Origin of the sequence: Nonomuraea sp. B5E05, from assembly GCF_039880665.1 — a bacterium.
In the GTDB taxonomy this organism is placed as follows: Bacteria; Actinomycetota; Actinomycetes; order Streptosporangiales; family Streptosporangiaceae; genus Nonomuraea.
Map to the genome: position 1 here is coordinate 23,039 of NZ_JBDPMJ010000017.1, position 19,852 is coordinate 42,890.

Sequence of the window (19,852 nt, forward strand, 5' to 3'; positions counted from 1 at the left end):
GTCACAGCTCCGTCATCGGGTCGGAGGCGTCGCGCAGCAGGTCGCCGAGGACGCCGATGCTGACCACGACGAGCGCCAGGGCGGCGCCCGGCACGGCGGCGATCCACCAGGCCGAGGCGAGGTAGTCGCGGCCTTCGGCGATCGTCGAGCCCCAGGACGCCTGCCCGGCGGGCACGCCGAGGCCGAGGAAGCTCAGCGACGCCTCGGCGACCATGGTCAGGCCGACCTGCACGGTGGCCGCGACCATCAGCGGAGGCAGGCACGACGGCAGGATGTAGCCGGCGAGGATGCGGGCGTGGGAGGCGCCCATCACGCGGGCCGAGTCCACGAACTCCCGGTCGCGCACGGCGAGCGCCGAGCCGCGCACCACCCTGGCGAAGATCACCCATCGGGTGACCGCAAGGGCGATGATCACGTTCACCATGCTGGGGCCCAGGACCCCGGCCAGCAGGATGGCCAGCAGCAGGCTGGGGAAGGCGAGCTGGATGTCGCCGACCCTGGAGATGATCCCGTCGGCCCAGCCGCCGAAGTAGCCCGCGAGCAGGCCGAGCAGCAGCCCGACCGTTCCGCCGACGGCCACGGTCACCAGCGCCACGGTCAGCGAGGTGCGCATCCCGGCCAGCACCTCGGCCAGGAGGTCCTGCCCGACCTGGTCGGTGCCGAGCCACGCCATCGCGCCGTCGGACAGCCGGGTGCCCGGCGGCAGCAGCCGGTCGACCGGGCTGGTGCGGGCCGCGTCGTACGGCGCCAGCAGCGGCCCGAGCAGTCCGGCCAGCACGAACAGCAGCACGGTCCCGAGCGCCAGGTGCGCGCGCAGGGGCAGCGCGGCCAGCCGGCCGGCGAGCGTCGCGCCTCGCACGTTCACTGTCATCAGGCGTTCTCCAACTGGATCCTGGGGTCGAGATACACGTAGAGCACGTCGACCAGCAGGTTGAGCAGGATGTAGCAGACCGTGATCACGGTCAGGACGGCCTCGACCACGGCGTAGTCGCGGAAGGTGATCGAGTCGATGAGCAGCGACCCGATCCCGGGCCAGGCGAAGATCACCTCGACGATGACGCCGTTCGCGATGAAGTAGCCCATGAGCAGGCCCAGCATGGTCACCACCGGCACCAGGGTGTTGCGCAGCACGTGGATGGAGAAGATCACCCGCGGGCTCATGCCCTTGGCGTGGGCCGTGCGGACGTAGTCCTGGTTCATCTCCTCGAGGATCCCGGTGCGTACGAGCCGGCCCAGCCAGCCCACGAACGGCAGCGCCAGCGTGAACGCGGGCAGCAGCAGGCTGACCATGGTGCCGTCGGCCGTGCTGGGCAGGATCTGCAACCAGCGCGCGAAGATGAGCGAGAGCATGATGCCGATCCAGAACGGCGGCAGCGCCTGGCCGACCAGCGACGACACCGAGACCAGGTGGTCGGCCCAGGTGTTCGCGCGGCGGGCGGCGAACGTGCCGGCCGCGAAGCCCAGCACGATGGTGATCACCATCGCCCACGCCGACAGGGACAGGGTCGAGCCGAGGCGCTCCAGGCAGGCGTCCAGGGCGCTGACGCTCTGCCGCCAGGAGTGGCCGAAGTCGAGGACGACGACGTCCCGCATGTGGGCGGCGTACTGGACGAGCAGGGGTTCGTCGAGCCCGAGGCTGCCGCGCAGCTCCTCCAGCGCCTCGGGCGTGGCCTGGCTGCCGAGGATCAGCTCGGCCGGGTCGCCGGGCAGCACGCGCAGCGCGATGAAGACGATCGTGATCGCGCCCCAGATCTGGAGCAGCGCCTGGGCGAGCCGCCGTCCGAGGTAGGCGGTCATGTGCCACCCCCGCCGCTCGACGCCCGCACGACCAGCCGGGGCGGGAACAGGACCTGCTCCGGCGCCCTGGCCGCCGCGCCGAGCCGCCGCAACATGCGGTCGACGGCGGACACGGCGATGTCCGCGGCGGGCAGCTCCACAGTGGTGAGCGAGGGGATCACGTAGGGGGCGAACGGGTGGCCGCCGTAGCCGACGACCAGGATGTCGTCGGGGATCCGCAGTCCGGCCTCGTCGGCGACCCGGTAGACGCCGAGCGCGAAATAGTCGTTGCCGGCCACGAACGCCATCGGGCGCTGCGCGGACCGCACGACCTCTCTGGCCAGCCGGTACGCCTCGCTCGGGTCCCACGGCATCGCGCTCTGCTCCAGCCGCCGGGTCGGCACCCGGATCATGGTGTCGGGTTCGACGGGCAGGCCGCTGTCGGCCATGGCCCGCCGGTAACCCTCGACGCGGTCGGCGACCGCCGAGACGTCCAGATCCTCCTCCAGGAAGTAGATCTTCCTGGCGCCCTTGGCGACGGCGTGCCTGGCGGCCTCGTAGCCGCCCTTGACGTGGTCGACGCCCACCAGGTCGGCGTTGAGCTCGGGCACGTCCCGGTTGATCAGGACCAGCGGGACGCCGGCCGCGCGGAAGCGCCGCCAGTGCTCGGCCCCCTCCTGCACCGTCACCACGAGCACCCCGTCCACGCCGCGCCGAAGCAGCTCCTCGGCCGCGCGCCGCTCGTTGGCCAGGCTCTCCTCCGTCGCCATCAGCAGTAAGGAGTAGCCGTGCCGCCGGCAGTGCTGCTCCATCCCGCTGATGAGCTGGGCGTAGAACGGGTTGGACGGATTGGTGATCACCATGCCGAGCGTGCTCGCGGAGCCGAGGACCAGCGACCTGGCCGTGGAGTTGGGCACGTAGCCCAGCCGCTCGGCCTCGGCCTTCACCCGCTTGCGCGTCTCCAGGCCGACGCTGTCCTTGTCGGCGAGGGCTCTGGAGACGGTGTTCACGGAGACGCCGAGGCTCTCGGCGATGTCCTTCAGTGTCGTACGGCGTGCCTCACGCATGGCGCTCCCGGGCTGGGGTCTGGTCTCGCACGGGTCACCCGGTGGCCGACACCGTGCGGAACTCGGGCTGGCTGTTGGCCGCGGGGACGAAGCCCGCGACGGAGGAGCGCAGCCCGTACGTGGCGGCCAGCGCCGCGGGGAAGACGCCGACCGCGTCACGCCAGATGATCTCGCATGCCCGGCTGTACAGCGACTTTCGCTCGTCCTGGTCGGAGGTGGCCTTGGCCCTGGCGAGGATGCCGTCGAGCTCCTTGTTCGCATAGCCCATGCGGTTGGCCTCGCTGGTGTAGAGCCGGCCGAGGGTGTAGTCGGCGTCTGCGGTGGTCACGGTGTTGACCTGGAGCTCGATGTCCCAGTCGAGCGCCGTGAGCCGCTTGAGCCAGGCCGCCTTCTCGATCTGCTGCGGCTCGACGACCACGCCGACCTTGGCCCAGGCCGAGATGATCGACTGGGCCAGCTCGGTGGCGAGGGGCCCGGTGTCCTTGAACCACATCATCGAGGTACGGATCCCCGAGCCGTGACCGGCCTCGGCCAGCTCGCGCCTGGCCAGGTCGGGGTCGTACGCGTAGGGCTTCTGGGGGGCGTGACCGAAGACGGCGGACGGGATCGGGGCGTCCATGACGGCGGCTGCGTCGCCGTACAGGCTGGAGACGATGGTCTTGACGTCGAGCGCGTGGAGCAGCGCGCGGCGCACGCGCGGGTCGGAGAAGGGTTTCCTGCCGCAGTTGAACCAGGTGAGGAAGTAGTTGACGCCCGGCTCGCTCTCGATCTTCACGCCGTCGACGCCGCGCAGCCGTTCGAGCTCGTCGGGCGGGATGATCCAGGTGACGTCCACCTCGCCGTTCTGCAGCGACGTCATGCGCGTGGAGGACTCGGGGATGTACGGCAGGCGCAGGCCGGCCAGTTCGGGCGCCCCGCCCCAATAGCCGGGCGCGGGCTTGAGCAGCAGCTGCGACGAGGGCGTGAACGACTCGACGGCGAAGGGGCCGCTGCCGATCGCGTTGCGCGACAGGTCGCCCTTGCCGATCTGGGCGGCGGGCAGGATGAAGGCGAGGGCCAGGTTCACCAGCAGGGTGCCGGCGGGCTCCTTCGTGGTGATCGTGATGGTGCGCGGGTCGGGGGCCTTGATCGTGTCCACCGTGGACCACAGCGGCTTCTGCGGGCCGTCGGAGGCGGCCAGCCGCTCCAGCGACGCCTTGACGTCGGCCGAGGTCAGCTTGCCGCCGTCGTGGAAGACGACGCCGTCGCGGAGGGTGAACTCCCACGTCGTGTCGTCGGGCTGACGCCACGACGTGGCCAGGCTCGGCGCCGCCTTCTGGCCGTCCCAGGCGACGAGCGTGTCGTAGATCTGCCGGTTGGCGAGCAGCGACGCCTCGTCCACGGCGCTCGGGCCGTGCGGGTCCAGATCGTTGATCGCCTGGTAGAACGCGGCGCTGAGCGGCCGGTTCCCTCCTGCGGCGGGTCCCGTCTCCTTGCCGCCGGGGGCGCACCCGGTGACGAGGGCGGGGAGGGAGACGCCGGCGGCCCCGGCTCCCAGGAGGGCCAGGAACCGCCGCCTGCCCACTCCCTCCGTTGCCGTCATGTCGAACTCCTCTCAGCTCTTGAGTGCCAGGTAGATCAGGACCTTGGCCTTCGGGTCGCCGCCGGTCAGCGTGGCCCGCAGGCGCAACCAGTGGCCGAACTCGCGCACCCGCATGGACACCAGCCCTGGTTCCGTGGCGACCTGCTCGGCGCTCCCGTCGTCGTCGCACCAGTGCAGCCCGTCGGGGGAGATCTGGGCGGTCAGCCGCAGGGCGGGCGTGTCGCCCTCCAGGGCCAGGGTCCGTACGAACCAGCGCGCCTCCGCGGCCCACCCGGCTTCGTACGGCTCGGTCACGAAATCTGCGGTGAAAGTGGTGTTGCGCTCAAGAACGGCGGTAAGAGCGTGCCTCATGCCGGTGTTCACCAATCCACGGAAATCAGTGCGGAATCAAGGAAAAGGAAGTTGCGTACCGGAGAATGGGTGCGCACGCTCACGTAGAAATTGAGCAGGTTCTCCAGGCCGTCGTACTTGTCGGGATAGGCGGGCACCGGGACCTGGCGCATGTCCATGATCCGGTCATTGACCTGCAACTCGATGTTCGTCCGGGTCCTGGTGTCGAACTGCCAGCGCAGATAGTGCCAGTTGACCTTGGTCGGCACTTCGTTGTAGCAGAGGAACTGCGGCTCCTCGTCGAGCGGGTGCCAGTCCTCGGGGTTCGGCGCGGTGAAGTCCTCGGTGGGCGACAGGTTCTCCTGGTTGTGCAGGTTCTCCCTGGGCGTCGGCTCGGGCACCACGGGGTACATCCAGCGCCTGGTGAAGTTGTGGTCCAGGTCGGTGTTCTGGTAGCGGGCGACGCAGTGATAGCGGATGCCCTCGCCGTCGCACAGGTCCGTGGCCACGGTGAACGCCCCGAACTGAGCCTCGGACGGGTGCAGGTTGCCGTCCCACTCGATGTCGCCGAAGCTGTTGCCGAGCGAGGACTCGGCGGTGGCCGCCTCGCTCTTGTAGGTGAAGTACGTCTCGAACTGCACCACCCCGCGCCTGGCCATGGTCAGCCGGCGGATCGCCACCGCGGTGTGGCCGGTCACCGGCCGGGTGGCGACCTTGAGCGCGTAATTCCCGCTCATCGCGGCGTGCGTGCCGATGTCGAAGAAATCGCACGCGCTGAGCTGCGGCGGGCGGAAGTCGCGCATGTGCACGTCGACCGTGTCGAGATTTCCGTGGCCGTCGTGGTTTCCGATGAGTTCGCACCAGCCGTGCGTTCCTGTAGTGAACTCGTCGAAGGCGAGTATGCGGGGGAGCGGGTTGAACTTGGAGAGTTTGGGGTCTGCGGCGATCAGCGCGCGCCGGAGATCATCGGCCGGAACACGGGTGGTGTCCACGCTCAAGGGGGCGTCCTTCTCGTCGACAATTACCTGGGGAGGATGAACGTTCACGTGAACGTTAATTCCAGGTTTCGAGGACGCTAACTCTCCCAATTGCGGATGTCAAGGGACCTACGCGGACATTCCCGGCGACAGGTCGTGGCTTCGCGCGCCGTGCTCGGCGTCGTGGTCAGGGGATCGGGCGGCGGCGCCACCCGGAGCCGCCGCCCGATCGTCAGGACGTTCGGGTCTCAGTCCCCGGACACCAGGCGCGCGGGGAACCCGCCGGTCGCGATGGGCCCCCAGCGCTCGATGTGCAGGCGGATCAGCGACTTGTCCTGGCGCCGCATGGCCGCCCGGTACTCGTCCCAGTCGGGGTGCTCGCCGGCGATGCACCGGTAGTACTCGACCAGCGCCTCCAGGGCTTCCGGCATGTCGAGCACCTCGGCGCGGCCGTCCACCTGGACGTACGGGCCGTTCCAGTCGTCGGACAGCACGCAGATCGACGCCCGCTCGTCACGGCGGGCGTTGCGCGCTTTGGCCCGGTCGGGATAGGTGGAGACCACGATCGTGCCGCCCGCGTCGACGCCGCAGGAGACCGGCGAGAGCTGCGGCCGCCCGTCGGCGCGGGTGGTGGACAGCAGGCCGTGATGCCTGGGGCGGAGGAACTCGAGCAGCTCGGGCAGCTCGACGCGGCGTGCGGTAGCGATGTTCGGAGCCATCTCATGTGCCTTTCACTCAGCTGAGGTCACGATCCTTTCACCGGCCCGGCCTCCTGGAACGCGGGGCGGGATGCGACCATCGGAGTCGTTGACCACAGAACGATGGGTGATGGCATGACAGGTGAGAACGGCAGGAAAGCCCTTGTGGTGCGGGGAGGCTGGGAGGGGCACGCTCCCGTCGAGGCCACGGAACTCTTCGTGCCCTTCCTGGAGAAGCAGGGGTTCGAGGTGGTCAAGGCGGACTCTCCCGCACCGTACGCGGACCCCGCGTTCATGTCCGGCGTCGACCTCGTCGTGCAGTGCTACACCATGGGCACGATCGAGCGGGCCGAGCTGCAGGGGCTGGAGGCCGCGATCCGCGCCGGCACCGGGATGGCGGGCTGGCACGGCGGCATCGCCGACTCCTTCCGTAACTCCTCCGACTACCTGCACCTCATCGGCGGGCAGTTCGCCTGCCATCCGGGCAAGGGCCCGGACGCGGAGGACGCGGGCACGCAGGAGCACTACTTCGTCCCGTACACCGTGAACATGTCGCCCGAGGCGGCCGGCCACCCCATCACCGAGGGCATCGCCGACTTCGACCTCGTCACCGAGCAGTACTGGGTGCTGACCGACGACTACGTCGACGTGCTGGCCACGACCACGCAGCGGGTGCGCCCGTGGGACCCGTGGCACCGCGAGGTGACCTCGCCCGCCATCTGGACCCGGCGGTGGGGCAAGGGCCGGATCTTCGTCGCGACCCCGGGGCACAGCGTCGACGTGCTCCAGCACGACAGCGTACGCACCGTCATCGAAAGGGGCATGGTGTGGGCGAGCCGGTGAACGTGGGCGTCGTCGGGTGCGGCGCGATCTCCGCCCAGTATTTCCGCACCATCGAACGGCTGCCGCAGGTGCGGCTGGTCGCGGTGGCCGACCTCGACCTCGACAGGGCGCGGGAGGCGGTACGGCCCTACCCCGGCACCGACGTGCTGAGCGTGGCCGAGCTGATGGCCGACCCGCGCGTCGACGTCGTGCTCAACCTGACCGTCCCGGCCGCCCACGCCGAGGTCGCGCTGCAGGCCATCGCCGCCGGCAAGGACGTCTACTGCGAGAAGCCCCTGGCCGCGAACGTGGCCGACGCCGCGCGGGTGCTGCAGGCGGCCGGCGAGGCCGGGGTGCGCGTCGGCTGCGCGCCCGACACGGTGTTAGGGACGGGCACGCAGACCGCGCGCAAGGCGATCGACGACGGCCTGATCGGGCGGCCCGTCGCGGCCACCGCGACGATGATGACGCCGGGCCACGAGCGCTGGCACCCCAACCCCGACTTCTACTACGCCCCCGGAGGCGGCCCGCTGCTCGACATGGGCCCCTACTACGTCACCTGCCTGGTGACGCTGCTCGGGCCGGTCGCGACCGTCGTCGGCGCCGCCGGGCGCACCCGGGCCAAACGCACGATCGGCTCGGGCCCCCGCCAGGGCGAGGAGATCCCGGTCAGCGTCGACACCCACGTCACCGGGGTGCTCGTGCACGCGTCAGGGGCGCTGTCCACGCTCGTGATGAGCTTCGACGGGGTCGCGACCAGGTCGCCCAACATCGAGGTGCACGGGGAGAAGGGCTCGCTCGTCGTACCCGACCCCAACCACTTCGACGGCGCCGTCCTGGCGTCGGTGCTGGGGGAGGAGGGCTGGCGGGAACTGCCGGCGGCGGCCGGCTATGTCGAGGCCGGGCGCGGCGTGGGACTGGCGGACCTCGCGTCGACCGGCCTGCACGCGGCCCGCGGCGCGGAGCCGCGCGCGGGCGGATCGCTGGCCTTCCACGTGCTCGACGTCATGGAGTCGCTGCTGGACGCGGCGCGCTCCGGCACGGCGGTGACCATCGCGAGCACCTGCGAACGCCCCCCGCCCGTGGCCCTGCGCTCCCTCGCCGGCGGGCTCGACGGCCTGCCGTAGGCGTGCGGGCAGGTGGTGGTGAACCTGTCCACGATCAGGCAGCCGGGCGCTGGAGGTGCCAGACGACGATGGCGGGGACGCCGTCGATGGCCGCCCGCGCCGCCTCGGGCGCATGGTCGACCAGGACCCACGGCCACAGGTCCCAGGGCACCGGGGACCCGGGCTCCCTCGGCGGGTCCTGCGGCTCGGGAACCTCGGCGCCGGGCTCCCGAGGCTCCTCGCAACGGCGCACCTCCAGTCCCGCCCCCAGCGCGGCGCGTACGTAGTCGCCGATCCTGTGGTGGTAGGTGGCCACGCGGGCGGGCCGGTCGTCCGGCAGCCGCAACGACGGGATGATGCCGCGAGCCACGCCCTCGGGGTGGATGTCGGAGATCACCACGTGCCCGCCCGGGCGCAGCACCCTGGCGAACTCGGCCAGCACCGGATCCAGCGAGGGGACATGGGTGAGCGCCAGGGAACAGACGATCAGGTCGACGGAGGCGGCCTCGACCGGCAACCGGTCGAGAGGGCCGAGCCGGAAGTCGCCCTCCGGCACCCGCTCGCGGGCGCGGGCGAGCATGTCGGGCGAGCTGTCGACGCCGATGATCTGGTGGCCGCGACCGGCCAGGGCCGCGGCGAACCTGCCCGTGCCGCACGCGGCGTCCAGGGCGAGGCCCACCGGCAACGTGCCGACGATCTCCTCGACGATCGGCTCGTCGTAGGAGAACGCCGAGTTGGGGTCGTCGTACGTCCGAGACCAGATCCGATAGCCCTCGACGGTGTCGACGCGGACGACGTCGACGGAGGCATCGGCCAGTGCCGGATCGTCCAGCAGGCGCCGGATCTCGGCGATGCGCGCCTCGACGAACGCGCGGTCGTGCTCCCCGGTGAAGGAGCGCATCAGAGCCATGCCTTCGAGGCCGAGCACGTAGGCCAGGGGGTTCTCGTACGTCACGGCGACACGCTAGCGACGGGGCGAACACGCGTGCCAATGCTTTTCCCATGCGCGTGAATGCTCAGCGTGAACGAGGAACAACAGATTCGTAGCATCGCTGCCAGGCGAACCGGAAATGGTCCTGCCTGGCCAAGCGACACGCGTTCGGGCGCAGCTCTGTCCGTTATTTGCGTATGGACGAGACGGACTATGGGCTGTGCTCCGGCACCTATTACAGCCGTGGGCGGGACTGGCTTTTTCCTTTTCCGGGCTGCCGGCCGCCGCGCGATCGCGGCGGACACCGTGATACTTCCGAGAGGAGCTCATCAATGGCGAACACGCCCCCACAGTCGTTCGACGACGCGAAGTTCGGCGTCATGGTGGTCTGGGGTCCCGCTTCGATCCCCGCCTACGCGCCGCCGTGGTCGTTCGGGGAGGACGTACCGAACACTGACACGCTCGCCTACCACGTCACGCAGCTCGACCTCACCCTGCACCCCGGCGCCGAGGTACGGTTGCGCGAGCACGGCCCCACCCTGCCCTGGACCGCCACCACGAACGGCGTCAGGGTCGAACTGCCGGAGATCCCCCACCCCGAACCGGCTTTCACGGTACGGCTCGCGCCGGCCTCCGCGATCAGCGGCTGACCGGGCACGTGCCGTGGGCGCGACGTACGTGACAGCGTTCTGCTCCTGACCTGGGCGCCTTGCCGTCGGGGCCCGCGAGCTGATGCTGATACGCGTGCTCGCGGGCCCCGACCCCGTTCAACGGGCCGATGCGGGAGTGGATCGGGCTCGCGGCGGCGTCAGCCGCGCACGTACCCGAGCCGGTGCTCGGCCGTCACCCTGGTGGTGGCGGTGGCCTCGCAGTCCGACTTGAGGGAGAAGAAGTGGCTGTTCGCCGCCACCCAGTGGCAGCGGTAGATCGGCCGGGTGAAGCCGGCGGTGGGCTGTGCGTACAGGTGGCCCTCCAGCCTCAGGAAGCTGTTGGCGTCGCCCTCACAGCGGCGGTGCAGGCTGAGGAACTGGTCGAGCTTGGCGTGACCGGCCATGCAGCTGTACAGCGGGACCGTGCCCGGAGCCGGCTTGGCCAGGATCGTCACGGCGCCCTCTGCCTTGTACCTGCCGCCGGGCGCCTCGCCGGTGGTGCTCCAGTGCTTGGCCCCGTTGTAGTAGCGCACCAGGTTCGCCGCGGGTGCGGACGTGGCGGCCTGGGCGACGACCGGCATGGTCAGCGCCAGGCCGGCGACGCAGCCCAGGGCGAGGGTGGCGGCTCGGCGAATCATCATAGTCCTCCTGAACACAGGTTTTCTGATCAACGTTCGGAGACGTTATCGCGGGCCGGAAAGTCATTGGCGTGAGTTCGATTTTTTCCGAAATGATGGCCGTTCCGGGCGGACCGCAGAGGCGTACGCGGCCACACCTGTCGGCTTTCCCAGATGAACACGCGCAGCTTCTAGACCGAAGAACCAAAACACGCTACGAAAGTTCGTATCGCCCGGCGCCTTTTCGACATACGTTCGCGGAGCATTACTTACCGGGCCTCAGGTCGTCATGTCCTTTCCCTCGTTCCCGCCGCGGTCGGTGGGGATGAACGGCCTCGCTAGTGGGGTGTCCACGAAGGTTCACCGGGTCGGGTGATGCGGAAGCCGTGATGGTCCGGCTCCGGTGAGTGTGGCGGTGGTGGTCCGGCTCACGCGAGGGGTGCGGTGGCGAACTCCTTCATGCCCTCCGCGAAACGGATCCGCGCCCGGAAGCCGAGCTCCGCGGCGGCCCGGTGCGGCGCGGCCACGATGTGGCGCACGTCGCCCAGCCGGTACTCCCCGGTGGTGACCGGCTCGGGCCCGCCGCGCTGCGCCGCCAGTTCCCTGGCGAGCTCGCCGACGGTGTGCGGCTCCCCGCTCGCGATGTTGTACGCCGCCAGGCACCCCGCCCGGCCACCGGCGAGGGCGGCGACGTTGGCGCCGGCGACGTCGCGGACGTGGACGAAGTCGCGCGTCTGCCCGCCGTCCTCGAACACCCGGGGCGCACGACCGGCCTCCAGTGCCGACCGGAAGATCGCCGCGACCCCCGAGTAGGGGGTGTCCCTCGGCATCCTGGGGCCGTACACGTTGTGGTAGCGGAGGGCGACCGCGGTGCCTCCGGTCTCGCGCGCCCAGTTGGCGGCGAGGTGTTCCTGCGCGAGTTTCGTGGTGGCGTAGGCGTTGCGCGGATCCACCGGCGCGTCCTCGTCGATGGGGGAGTAGCGCACCCGGTCGCCGCAGCGGGGGCAGCACGGCTCGAACGCCCCCCGAGCCAGGTCCTCGGCCGAGCGCGGGCCGGGCCGCACCCGGCCGTGCCGCGCGCAGTCGTAGGCGCCCTCGCCGTAGACCACCATGGAGGAGGCCAGCACCAGCCGCCTGACGTCGCGGGCGGCCATCGCGGCCAGCAGCACCGCCGTGCCGTACACGTTGGTCGAGGCGTATCCGGGCAGGTCGGCCACGTTCACGCCGAGACCGACCTTGGCCGCCTGGTGCACGACCGCGCCGGCGCCCGCCAGCACCCGGTCGAGCAGTACGGGGTCGCGTACGTCCCCGCCGGAGCGCAGGTCGAGCGGCACGACCTCGTGACCGGACGCCTCCAGCGCCGCCACCACGTGACCGCCGACGAACCCGGCGGCGCCCGTCACCACCACCGTCCGGTTGCGCGCGCCGGTCACAGTCGCGTCCCGGTCCCGGCGAGCGCGGCGGCGTAGCGGGAGCGCGGGGCCAGCGCCGCCACCTCGATCGCGTCCGCCATGGTGTCCACGTCGGTCAGGCACGGCAGCGACGCGACGCTCATCCCCGCCTCCTCCATCCGCCGCAGCTGGATCTCTCCGGTGTCCGGCTCCGACATCGGCACGCCGAGCAGCAGCGCGGGGTCGGGGTCGCGCAGCCCGAGCAGCCAGAAGCCGCCGTCGTTCGCGGGGCCGAACACCGCGTCGCGGCCGTCGAGCAGCGCCACGGCCTCGGCCAGCAGGTCCGGGGTGACCTGCGGGGTGTCCATGCCGATCAGCACGACGGGGACGGGCAGCAGCCGGTACGCGTCCTCGAAGGCCGCCGCCAGCCGCTCGTCCAGGCCGCCGCCGCGCTGCGGGAGCACGGTGAATCCGGAGGGCAGCCACGCTCCGGGGGCGCCGTCGAGGACCAGCACCCGGCGTACGGCGGGCACCTGGGCGACCGCGCGCAGCGTGTCCTCCAGCGCGGCCCCGGCCACGGCGGCCGCCTCCTCGGGGGTGAGCGGCGGGACGAGCCGGGTCTTGACCTTCCCCGGCACGGGCTCCTTGGCGATCACGACGATTTGAGTCTGGTTCACGCGGTTCCGTCCTGGCGGGTCATGACCCGCCGCATGTCGCCGATGGCCCGCAGGGTGCCGCGTACGGTGCCGGTCACCTTCGACCGGCCGTTGCGGGGCAGGTAGTCGACATCGACCTCGACGATGCGCCAGCGCGCGGCCCCCGCGCGCAGGACCATCTCCAGCGGGTAGCCGAAGCGCCGGTCGACGATCCCCAGCCGGAGCAGCGCGACGCGCCGGCAGGCGCGCATCGGCCCCAGGTCGCGCAGCCGGGCACCGGTACGGCGGCGCAGCCGCCTGGCCAGCACGGCGTTGCCCAGCCTGGCGTGCGCCGGCCACGACGCGCCGGGCCGGCGGACCCGGCGGCCGAGGACGAGGTCGGCCTCGCCGGCCATGACGGGCCCGCTCACCCGGGGCAGCTGCTCGGGATCCAGCGACGCGTCGGCGTCCATGAAGCACACGACGTCCGAGGTGGCGGCGGCGAGCCCGGCGTGGCAGGCGGCGCCGAACCCCGTCCGCGGCTCGCTCACCACCGTCGCGCCGAGCTCGGCGGCGATCTTCGCTGAACCGTCGGCCGAGCCGTTGTCGACCACGATCGGGTGGAAGCCGTGCGGCATCCGCCCGAGCACCCACGGGAGGGCCGCCGCCTCGTTGAGGCAGGGCAGCACCACGTCGATCTTCATGCCGCCGACGCTACTGCGATGTCCCGGTTCGCACCCTTGCGCCGGGTGCCGTCTTTCCGAGAAATGACCAGCTCAGAGCCATCAGGAGAACCGGCCGCGGCAGCCGGGCCGCCGGCTCCAGCCCTCTGCGGCCCGTCCGCGAGACGCATCGTCCGGGCGGGTGGGGGACGCCGGGTGTCTCCGGACCGCCGCCGTCAGTCCCGCGGCAGGGCCAGGTCGAGCCGCGCGACACGCTCGGGGTCGGAGAGGATGTCGATCGCGGCGATCCTGCCGTCGGCGACGGTGAAGCCGAGGACCGATCGCGGCCGGCCGTCCTCGCTGCTGATCAGTCCGGCCGCCCCGTTCACCAGCACGGGCTGCACGGTGTGGGTGGTCGTGAACCGCTGGAAGTTCGGGGCGTGCCCGGCCACCGCGGCGGCGCCGCTGATCGTCCACGAACCGCCCTCGGCGAAGGCGCCCGCGTCGATGCGCAGGACCACGTCGGGATCCAGGACGGCGAGCAGCGCGGCGAAGTCACCCTCGCGAGCGGCCGCCAGGAAGGCGTCGACGACCCGGCGCTGGCGTACGGGGTCGCGGTCGGGCGACGGGACCGTCCCTCGTACGCGCTGTCTGGCCCGGCTGGCCAGCTTCTTGGCCGCGTCGGGGGAGCGGTCCACGATCGTGGCGATCTGCTCGAACGGCACCGCGAACATGTCGTGCAGCACGAAGGCCAGCCGTTCCGCCGGACGCAGCGAATCCAGCACCACCTGCAGCGCCAGGCCGACGGCGTCGGCGATCAGCGCCTCCTGCTCGGGGTCGCCGCCGTCCTCGGGGCTGACGACCGGATCGGGCAGCCGCTGCTCCAGAGGGGCCTCGCGGCGCGCGGCGCGTGCGCGCAGCATGTCCAGGCAGACCCGGCCGACCACCGTGGTGAGCCAGCCGCCCAGGTTACCGATCGCGCCGGAGTCCGTACGGCTGAGCCGCAGCCACGCCTCCTGCACCGCGTCGTCGGCCTCGGTGAGAGAGCCGAGCATCCGGTACGCCACCGCCTTCAGGTGGGTGCGGTGCTCTGCGAATCGTTCGGCCAGGAACTCGTCAGCGTCCACGGTCACGTCATCCTTCGATCAGGGTCGTTCCCTTCCTTGACGGAACGGACCCGGCGAAGGTGACGGATCCGGCGAACCCTAATGTGTACCCGTACGGCAGGAACGCGTGAGCGGGAAGGGAAGCCCATGATCGCCCGCATCTGGAATGGCGCCACCCCGGCGGAGAAGTCCGGCGACTACCTGAAGCTGATGCGGGAGGTCGCGCTCCCCGACTACCGGTCGACCCCCGGCAACCGGGGCGCCTACGTGCTGCATCGCCTGGACGGCGAGGTCGCCCACTTCCAGATGCTGACGTTCTGGGACTCGGAGGAGGCGATCAAGGCCTTCGCCGGCGACGACGTCACCGTCGCGAAATATTACGACTTCGACGACGCCTTCCTGCTGGAGAAGGAGCCCCGGGCCGTCCACCACCACGTGTACGACACGTGACCCGCGGCGCGCCGCCCGCTCAGGCCGCCTTCGCGGTGGTGAGGAGGGCGGCGTACCCGGCGACCCGGGCGCCGAGGTGCTGGGCGGTGCGCAGGTCGGAGTCGTGCATCAGGTCGGGCCCTTCGTCGATGTTGGACTGGGCGGCCGCGCCGAGCCAGACACCGAGCCGGTTGAGGTCGTGCTCGGAGGCGGTGCTGGCGTTCCATCCGGACTTCAGGCCGAGGCTGACCCAGAGCATGCCGTGCTGCGCGGCCAGCAGGGCCAGGTATTCGAGCGTGTGCAGCTTGTCGCCGCTCTTCGATCCGGAGTTGGTGAACCCGGCCGCCAGCTTGCCCTCCCACGCCTGGTCCTGCCAGCGGCTGACCGAGTCGCGGGCGAAGGTGTGGAAGTCGGGGCTGGCCGAGCCCATGTAGGTGGGCGTGCCGAAGACGATCGCGTCGGCCGCGTCGAGAATCGACCACTGCTCCTCCGTGATGCCGTTCACCGGCACCGTCTCGGCCTTGACGCCGGCCACCGCCGTCGCCCCGGTGCGCACCGCCTCGGCCAGCCGCGCCGTGTGCCCGTACCCGCTGTGGTAGGCCACCGCCACAAGAGTCATCATGTTCTCCTCAGAGTCTTCGTGCCGACAGCCTGGCGCGGTGGCCACCCCGGGCGAACCGGCCGTTCGGGTGGTCCGCGGCCACCCGGACGGGTGGGCGCACCGCGCGGACGGCCGGGTTAGCCTGAACGCCATGGCCGATGAGTCGTGGTCGGGCGCCATGTCCGCGGTGCTGGACGTGCTGCGGGCGCCGTTCGACGAGATCCTGCCGCGGTTGTCACGCGTGCTGGCGACCGTGCTGCCGCATGACGGGCTGGCCCTGCTCGCCGGCGACTGCGTGCTCATGTCTCCGCTGCTGACCCACGGCCTCGACGAGGTGACCGCCGATGAGATGGAGCCGCTGCTCGGCCGGGTCGACGTGCGCACGCCGTGGCTCGGGCGGCTCCGGTTGGGCGGTGAGCCGCGCCAGGTGCTGGCGGTCGCGGTCAAGCCGCCCGAGTCGCGAAGTGGCATGGTCGCCATCGTCCTCGGCGACGACGCCGAGCCCTCGCCCGCCGTGCGCGGCCTCGTCCAGCAGCTCGTGGAGGTCGCCGTCCTGCACCTCTCCGACATGGTCACCGGCGCCGAACGCGTCGGCGCGTTCACGGCGGTCCCCGACACCGACCTGGCCGACGCGCACGCCGCCACGCTCACCGCGCTGCTCGGGGTGCTGCGCTCGCGCAGGCTCGACGACGCCGCGGCCCGCCGTACCGCCATCGAGCTGGCCGTACCCGCGCTGATCGAGACGCGCAACGGCGGCGAGCGGGAGGCAGGAGAGGAGCGCGCGGGCGAGGCGTTCGGCATCCTCACCGACAAGTTGTCGCTGCTCACCCGGTACGACGCCATCGCCCTCGACCTGGTGGCGCCCGAGCCGCCGGGCCGTCCCCTGCCCGGCGTGGTGGCGCGCGCCGCCAGATCCGTGGCGCTCGGTGCGGTGCTGGCCATGCTCCAGCAGGGCGGGGTGAGCCGGATCAGGGTGTCCTGGCAGGTGGCGGATCTCGTGTTGCGGGTGACCGTGCGTGACGACGGGCCGGCTACGATCACCGCCGACGCGCTGTCGGTCCACCGGCTCCGCGACCGCCTGGCCGGGCTGGGCGGGGTGCTGGAGGCCGACCCGGTCCCCGGCTGGGGCACGACGATCGTCGCGTCCGTCCCGATCGCCGCCGCCGGGCCGCCCGCGGCCCCGCTGGACGCGCTGAATCCGAGGGAGCACGACGTCCTCGACGAGCTGGCGCTGGGCCGTCGCAACCGCGCGATCGCCGAGCGGCTGGGCATCAGCGAGAACACCGTCAAGTTCCACGTGGCCAACATCCTCGGCAAGCTCGGCGTCACCACCCGGGGAGAGGCCGCCGCCCTGGCCCGAGGGCCCCGGCGCGCCGGCTGACCCGCGACCGTTCGTCACCTGGGGCGCTTGCTTTGCGCGGTGATCCCGCGTGTGCCCGCCCGTGCCGAAGCCCCCGGCAGATGGTCGTCGCCTGAGACGGAGAGACGCACGTCACACCCGGCTGCCGTCACAGGTTGCCGAGCTGCTCTGTCTCAGAGGGGCGACAGTGACTCATCAACGCTCTCAACCGTTCCAACGTCGTGACCCGGCAGCCCGCCGGCGACTACCGGCCCGGCCAGCACGGATAACGAGCAAGGCGCGGCCGGGTGCTGCCTGGCGTCAGTTGTACGGCCCGTGCACCGATCGCCGCTCCGGTTTCAGGACCGGATACCCCAATACCTCTCAATGGAAGAAAATCTCATGAACCTCGCCCTGTGGATTTGCGCCGGATTGCTGGCCGTTGTCCTCCTCACCGGTGGCGTCGGCAAGCTGATCGTGCCTCGGGAGAAGATGGCCGCCATGCGCGGTGCGGGATGGACCGCGGACTTCAGTGCCGGGTTCCTGAAGGCCCTCGGGGCCATCGAGGTCCTGGGGGCGGTGGGACTCCTCCTGCCCGCGGCGACCGGCATCGCGCCGGTTCTGGTGCCGGTGGCGGCGGTCGGTGTGGTGGTGCTGATGGTCGGTGCGATGGTCACGCACCTGCGCCGTGGTGAGGTCATGTCGGCCGCGGGGAACCTGGTCTATCTCGCCCTGGCCGCCTTCGTGGCGTGGGGCCGCTTCGGTCCCGAGTCCTTCATCGGCTGACGCCGACATCCGGGTCGGCACGCACCCCCTGCGAGGAGGACGTTCATGGACGTGACGAACGACAGTGGCCGCCGGGCTCTGGTGGTCGGGCTGGGCATCAGTGGGATCGCGGCGGCGCTGCGGCTGCGGCAGATCGGCTGGAGGCCGGTCATCATCGAGCGGGCTGCCGGCCGGCGTTCCGGCGGATACTTCATCGCGCTGTTCGGCGCGGGCCGGGCCGCCGCCCAGCGCCTGGGCATCCTGGACAGGCTCACCGATCGCGGTGCGGACGGCGCCGCCTACGACATCGACCGGGTCGGCAGGCGTCGGCCCGGGCTGGGTTTCAAGGACTTTCCCGGCCGGCCGTGGATGATGACGCGCGGAGAGCTGGAAGCAGCCGCTTTCGCCGCGCTGCCGTCCGATGTCGAGATCCGGTACGCCACCGTGCCGACCCGGATCGACCAGGACGCCGACGGGGTGGACGTCACGCTGGCCGACACCGCCGGCGGGACCTCGGTCACCGAGCGCTTCGATCTGGTGGTCGGCGCGGACGGGCTGCGCTCCACGGTGCGGCAGCTGGTGTTCGGACCGCACGAGAACTATCTGCACCGGATGAACTACATGGCGGTCGCCTTCCAGATGGCCGGCGCGCTTCCGGGTCACAACCAGGGCGACTCGGTCATCCTGGCCGAACCCCGGCGGTCGATGTGGATCTTCCCGTTCAAGGACCGTCCGCCGACCGTGTTGCTGAACTACCACACCGACGATGTGGATGCGGAGTTCGCCAGGCCCAAGGCCGAGCGGGTGCGCGAGGTGTTCGGCCCGGAGCCGGCAGGCCCGGCCTTGGGCGCGGTGCTGGACGCGCTGGAGTCTGCCGACGATGTGCTGTTCGACTCGGTCGAACAGGTGCACATGGACCGCTGGCATCGCGGCCGGGTGGTGCTCGTCGGTGACGCGGCCTGGTGCGTGACGCTGTATGCGGGGATGGGCGCCTCGACCGGGATGGCCGGGGCCGACCTGCTGGGAACCATGCTGGCCCGCCACGGCGGTAGCGTGACAGAGGCGCTGACGCGATGGGAGCGGCAGCTGCGTCCCTCCATCGGCTACCTGCAGGGCAACGGGATGCAGATGCGCAGCCTGTTCGTCCCGGCCACCCGCTTCGAACTCGCACGGCGCAGGATAATGCTGCGGGTGGGCAAGGCGCCGGTGACCTCCCCGTTGTTCCTTTGGTGGCGGACCAGGGGCAAGGTGGCCCGGATGAAGGACATGGACTTCGCTCACCCCGGCCCGGCTGTGTCCCGCCCCACGGGGTGAAGGCAGATGGGCTCCGCGTGGAGCCTCGATACGCGAGTTGGGAAGGGTCGTATGCCGGGATCAACGGATGAGAAAGAGGTTGTCGGTTACCGGCCGCTGCTGTTTTCCATCGCTTACGGGATGACCGGGTCCGTGGGCGATGCCGAGGACATCGTGCAGGACGCGTTTCTCGGCCTGAGCCGGGCGCACCAGGAGGGGACTGTGATCGTCAATCCGAAGGCGTACCTGACCACGGCGGTGACGCGGCTGGGCATCAACTACCTGAGTTCGGCGCGGGTACGGCGGGAGACCTACGTGGGCGACTGGCTGCCTGAGCCGGTCGTCGTGCCCGCCGACAGGCCGGGGCCGGCCGAGCAGGCCGAGCTGGCCGACTCGCTGTCGATGGCGTTCTTGGTGCTGCTGGAGGCCCTCTCGCCGGTGGAGCGGGCGGTGTTCATGCTGCGCGAGGTGTTCGGGTACGGCTACCCGGAGGTGGCGAGGACCATCGGCAAGAGCGAGGCGAACTGCCGGCAGATCTTCGCCCGCGCCCGGCAGCGCATCGCCGCTGGAGGGCAGGTGGGCGGCAGCGCGCCGCCCCGCGAGCGGCGGGCGGAAGGCGAGAAACTCGCCCGCAGCTTCTTCGAGGCCGCCGCGGGCGGCGACATGGACGCCCTGCTCGGCATGCTCGCGCCCGACGTGGTACTGCACGGGGACAGTGGCGGCAAGGTGCAGGCCTTCGGAAAGCGGCTGGCCGGGCGGCTGCCCGTCGTGCGGCTGCTCCTCGGCGTGTTCCGCCGGGCCGGGATCTTGGGGGTCTCTCTCCGGCCGGCCTGGGTCAACGGCCGGCCGGGCGCCGTCAAGTTCGATGCCGAAGGCCGCGTGATCGGCGTGATCGAGCTCGACATCGCCGACGGCATGGTCCACGCGATCCACTCGGTGGCCAACCCCGACAAGCTTGCCCACATCGGAATGGATTCAGCGTGATCTGGCGTGGAACCCCTGGCGTTTACGCCCGGGAGGAAACGACAGCGGGAGGGCCTCCAGGCCCGAGCGGTGCTCTGACAGCCGGTCTGTG

The 19,852-nt window shown here is 71.2% G+C and carries 22 protein-coding genes; 8 read left to right on the forward strand and 14 right to left on the reverse strand.

From position 1 onward, the window contains the following. Position 1 precedes the first annotated feature (1 nt). The 7 genes from ABGB01_RS28345 to ABGB01_RS28375 all read right to left on the reverse strand — a co-directional run bounded on the left by ABGB01_RS28345 (position 2) and on the right by ABGB01_RS28375 (position 6,451). Positions 2–871, reverse strand: coding sequence for an ABC transporter permease (locus ABGB01_RS28345; protein ID WP_347776573.1), 870 nt, complete (start codon positions 869–871; stop codon positions 2–4). Then, a complete protein-coding gene (locus ABGB01_RS28350) occupies positions 871–1,797 on the reverse strand; it encodes an ABC transporter permease (protein ID WP_347776574.1) in 927 nt (308 codons plus the stop codon). Before ABGB01_RS28350 ends, ABGB01_RS28345 begins: the two co-directional genes overlap by 1 nt. Beyond that, the gene (locus ABGB01_RS28355; RefSeq protein WP_347776575.1) at positions 1,794–2,843 is read right to left on the reverse strand and encodes a LacI family DNA-binding transcriptional regulator; all 1,050 of its coding nucleotides are present in this window, start codon (positions 2,841–2,843) and stop codon (positions 1,794–1,796) included. The genes ABGB01_RS28350 and ABGB01_RS28355 overlap by 4 nt, the downstream gene beginning before the upstream one ends. 34 nt (positions 2,844–2,877) lie before the next feature. After that, the gene (locus tag ABGB01_RS28360; protein WP_347776576.1) at positions 2,878–4,425 is read right to left on the reverse strand and encodes an ABC transporter substrate-binding protein; all 1,548 of its coding nucleotides are present in this window, start codon (positions 4,423–4,425) and stop codon (positions 2,878–2,880) included. A 12-nt stretch (positions 4,426–4,437) separates the two neighbouring features. Then, positions 4,438–4,776 carry a hypothetical protein gene (locus ABGB01_RS28365; RefSeq protein WP_347776577.1) on the reverse strand — a complete coding sequence of 113 codons (339 nt, stop codon included), beginning with the start codon at positions 4,774–4,776 and terminating at the stop codon, positions 4,438–4,440. 8 nt (positions 4,777–4,784) lie between these two features. Continuing rightward, complete coding sequence (locus ABGB01_RS28370; protein WP_347776743.1) at positions 4,785–5,747, reverse strand: DUF6772 family protein; 963 nt, start codon at positions 5,745–5,747, stop codon at positions 4,785–4,787. 233 nt (positions 5,748–5,980) lie between these two features. Continuing rightward, a complete protein-coding gene (locus ABGB01_RS28375) occupies positions 5,981–6,451 on the reverse strand; it encodes a PPOX class F420-dependent oxidoreductase (protein WP_347622623.1) in 471 nt (156 codons plus the stop codon). A gap of 114 nt (positions 6,452–6,565) precedes the next feature. Between ABGB01_RS28375 and ABGB01_RS28380 the strand changes: the two genes are divergently transcribed. Continuing rightward, positions 6,566–7,273, forward strand: a complete 708-nt coding sequence (locus ABGB01_RS28380) for a ThuA domain-containing protein (protein ID WP_347776578.1) — start codon at positions 6,566–6,568, stop codon at positions 7,271–7,273. After that, a complete protein-coding gene (locus ABGB01_RS28385) occupies positions 7,258–8,379 on the forward strand; it encodes a Gfo/Idh/MocA family oxidoreductase (RefSeq protein WP_347776579.1) in 1,122 nt (373 codons plus the stop codon). Before ABGB01_RS28380 ends, ABGB01_RS28385 begins: the two co-directional genes overlap by 16 nt. 34 nt (positions 8,380–8,413) lie before the next feature. On the opposite strand, the gene ABGB01_RS28390 is transcribed toward ABGB01_RS28385, so the two are convergent. Continuing rightward, positions 8,414–9,313, reverse strand: a complete 900-nt coding sequence (locus ABGB01_RS28390) for a class I SAM-dependent methyltransferase (RefSeq protein ID WP_347776580.1) — start codon at positions 9,311–9,313, stop codon at positions 8,414–8,416. Between the two features lie 308 nt (positions 9,314–9,621). Between ABGB01_RS28390 and ABGB01_RS28395 the strand changes: the two genes are divergently transcribed. Then, positions 9,622–9,939 carry a hypothetical protein gene (locus ABGB01_RS28395; RefSeq protein WP_347776581.1) on the forward strand — a complete coding sequence of 106 codons (318 nt, stop codon included), beginning with the start codon at positions 9,622–9,624 and terminating at the stop codon, positions 9,937–9,939. Positions 9,940–10,097: 158 nt separating this feature from the next. Here the strand turns inward: ABGB01_RS28395 and ABGB01_RS28400 are convergent, their stop codons facing one another. From ABGB01_RS28400 to ABGB01_RS28420, 5 genes are all read right to left on the reverse strand, one after another. Beyond that, entirely contained in the window at positions 10,098–10,580 is a 483-nt protein-coding gene (locus tag ABGB01_RS28400) for a hypothetical protein (protein WP_347776582.1), read from the reverse strand. A 404-nt stretch (positions 10,581–10,984) separates the two neighbouring features. Then, positions 10,985–11,989, reverse strand: coding sequence for an NAD-dependent epimerase/dehydratase family protein (locus ABGB01_RS28405; RefSeq protein ID WP_347776583.1), 1,005 nt, complete (start codon positions 11,987–11,989; stop codon positions 10,985–10,987). Next, positions 11,986–12,624 carry a TIGR04282 family arsenosugar biosynthesis glycosyltransferase gene (locus ABGB01_RS28410; protein WP_347776584.1) on the reverse strand — a complete coding sequence of 213 codons (639 nt, stop codon included), beginning with the start codon at positions 12,622–12,624 and terminating at the stop codon, positions 11,986–11,988. Before ABGB01_RS28410 ends, ABGB01_RS28405 begins: the two co-directional genes overlap by 4 nt. Next, positions 12,621–13,286 (reverse strand): glycosyltransferase family 2 protein, encoded by a 666-nt coding sequence (locus ABGB01_RS28415; RefSeq protein ID WP_347776585.1) that lies wholly within the window; start codon positions 13,284–13,286, stop codon positions 12,621–12,623. The genes ABGB01_RS28410 and ABGB01_RS28415 overlap by 4 nt, the downstream gene beginning before the upstream one ends. A gap of 194 nt (positions 13,287–13,480) precedes the next feature. Then, positions 13,481–14,371: a sigma-70 family RNA polymerase sigma factor gene (locus ABGB01_RS28420; RefSeq protein WP_347776744.1), complete on the reverse strand. Its 891-nt coding sequence runs from the start codon at positions 14,369–14,371 to the stop codon at positions 13,481–13,483. 126 nt (positions 14,372–14,497) lie between these two features. Here ABGB01_RS28420 and ABGB01_RS28425 point away from each other — a divergent pair, with 126 nt between their 5' ends. Continuing rightward, positions 14,498–14,800: a hypothetical protein gene (locus ABGB01_RS28425; protein WP_347776586.1), complete on the forward strand. Its 303-nt coding sequence runs from the start codon at positions 14,498–14,500 to the stop codon at positions 14,798–14,800. Positions 14,801–14,819: 19 nt separating this feature from the next. On the opposite strand, the gene ABGB01_RS28430 is transcribed toward ABGB01_RS28425, so the two are convergent. Then, complete coding sequence (locus tag ABGB01_RS28430; RefSeq protein ID WP_347776587.1) at positions 14,820–15,401, reverse strand: flavodoxin family protein; 582 nt, start codon at positions 15,399–15,401, stop codon at positions 14,820–14,822. 130 nt (positions 15,402–15,531) lie between these two features. On the opposite strand from ABGB01_RS28430, the gene ABGB01_RS28435 reads away from it, so the two are divergent. From ABGB01_RS28435 to sigJ, 4 genes are all read left to right on the forward strand, one after another. Then, positions 15,532–16,761 carry a LuxR C-terminal-related transcriptional regulator gene (locus tag ABGB01_RS28435; protein ID WP_347776588.1) on the forward strand — a complete coding sequence of 410 codons (1,230 nt, stop codon included), beginning with the start codon at positions 15,532–15,534 and terminating at the stop codon, positions 16,759–16,761. A 360-nt stretch (positions 16,762–17,121) separates the two neighbouring features. Further along, entirely contained in the window at positions 17,122–17,505 is a 384-nt protein-coding gene (locus ABGB01_RS28440; RefSeq protein WP_347776589.1) for a DoxX family protein, read from the forward strand. A gap of 45 nt (positions 17,506–17,550) precedes the next feature. Further along, complete coding sequence (locus ABGB01_RS28445; protein WP_347776590.1) at positions 17,551–18,798, forward strand: FAD-dependent monooxygenase; 1,248 nt, start codon at positions 17,551–17,553, stop codon at positions 18,796–18,798. Between the two features lie 6 nt (positions 18,799–18,804). Further along, on the forward strand, positions 18,805–19,761 hold the full coding sequence (gene sigJ, locus ABGB01_RS28450) for an RNA polymerase sigma factor SigJ (protein WP_347776591.1): 957 nt from the start codon (positions 18,805–18,807) through the stop codon (positions 19,759–19,761). Positions 19,762–19,852: the final 91 nt, after the last annotated feature.

Excerpts from the sequence above, each read along its gene's own strand:
- ABGB01_RS28365 (WP_347776577.1), bottom strand. The coding sequence starts at position 4,776 with ATGAGGCACGCTCTTACCGCCGTTCTTGAGCGCAACACCACTTTCACC.
- ABGB01_RS28360 (WP_347776576.1), bottom strand. The coding sequence starts at position 4,425 with ATGACGGCAACGGAGGGAGTGGGCAGGCGGCGGTTCCTGGCCCTCCTG.
- ABGB01_RS28415 (WP_347776585.1), bottom strand. The coding sequence starts at position 13,286 with ATGAAGATCGACGTGGTGCTGCCCTGCCTCAACGAGGCGGCGGCCCTC.
- ABGB01_RS28430 (WP_347776587.1), bottom strand. The coding sequence starts at position 15,401 with ATGATGACTCTTGTGGCGGTGGCCTACCACAGCGGGTACGGGCACACG.
- ABGB01_RS28355 (WP_347776575.1), bottom strand. The coding sequence starts at position 2,843 with ATGCGTGAGGCACGCCGTACGACACTGAAGGACATCGCCGAGAGCCTC.
- ABGB01_RS28380 (WP_347776578.1), top strand. The coding sequence starts at position 6,566 with ATGACAGGTGAGAACGGCAGGAAAGCCCTTGTGGTGCGGGGAGGCTGG.
- sigJ (WP_347776591.1), top strand. The coding sequence starts at position 18,805 with ATGGGCTCCGCGTGGAGCCTCGATACGCGAGTTGGGAAGGGTCGTATG.
- ABGB01_RS28440 (WP_347776589.1), top strand. The coding sequence starts at position 17,122 with ATGAACCTCGCCCTGTGGATTTGCGCCGGATTGCTGGCCGTTGTCCTC.
- ABGB01_RS28400 (WP_347776582.1), bottom strand. The coding sequence starts at position 10,580 with ATGATGATTCGCCGAGCCGCCACCCTCGCCCTGGGCTGCGTCGCCGGC.
- ABGB01_RS28345 (WP_347776573.1), bottom strand. The coding sequence starts at position 871 with ATGACAGTGAACGTGCGAGGCGCGACGCTCGCCGGCCGGCTGGCCGCG.
- ABGB01_RS28425 (WP_347776586.1), top strand. The coding sequence starts at position 14,498 with ATGATCGCCCGCATCTGGAATGGCGCCACCCCGGCGGAGAAGTCCGGC.
- ABGB01_RS28445 (WP_347776590.1), top strand. The coding sequence starts at position 17,551 with ATGGACGTGACGAACGACAGTGGCCGCCGGGCTCTGGTGGTCGGGCTG.
- ABGB01_RS28435 (WP_347776588.1), top strand. The coding sequence starts at position 15,532 with ATGGCCGATGAGTCGTGGTCGGGCGCCATGTCCGCGGTGCTGGACGTG.
- ABGB01_RS28350 (WP_347776574.1), bottom strand. The coding sequence starts at position 1,797 with ATGACCGCCTACCTCGGACGGCGGCTCGCCCAGGCGCTGCTCCAGATC.
- ABGB01_RS28375 (WP_347622623.1), bottom strand. The coding sequence starts at position 6,451 with ATGGCTCCGAACATCGCTACCGCACGCCGCGTCGAGCTGCCCGAGCTG.
- ABGB01_RS28395 (WP_347776581.1), top strand. The coding sequence starts at position 9,622 with ATGGCGAACACGCCCCCACAGTCGTTCGACGACGCGAAGTTCGGCGTC.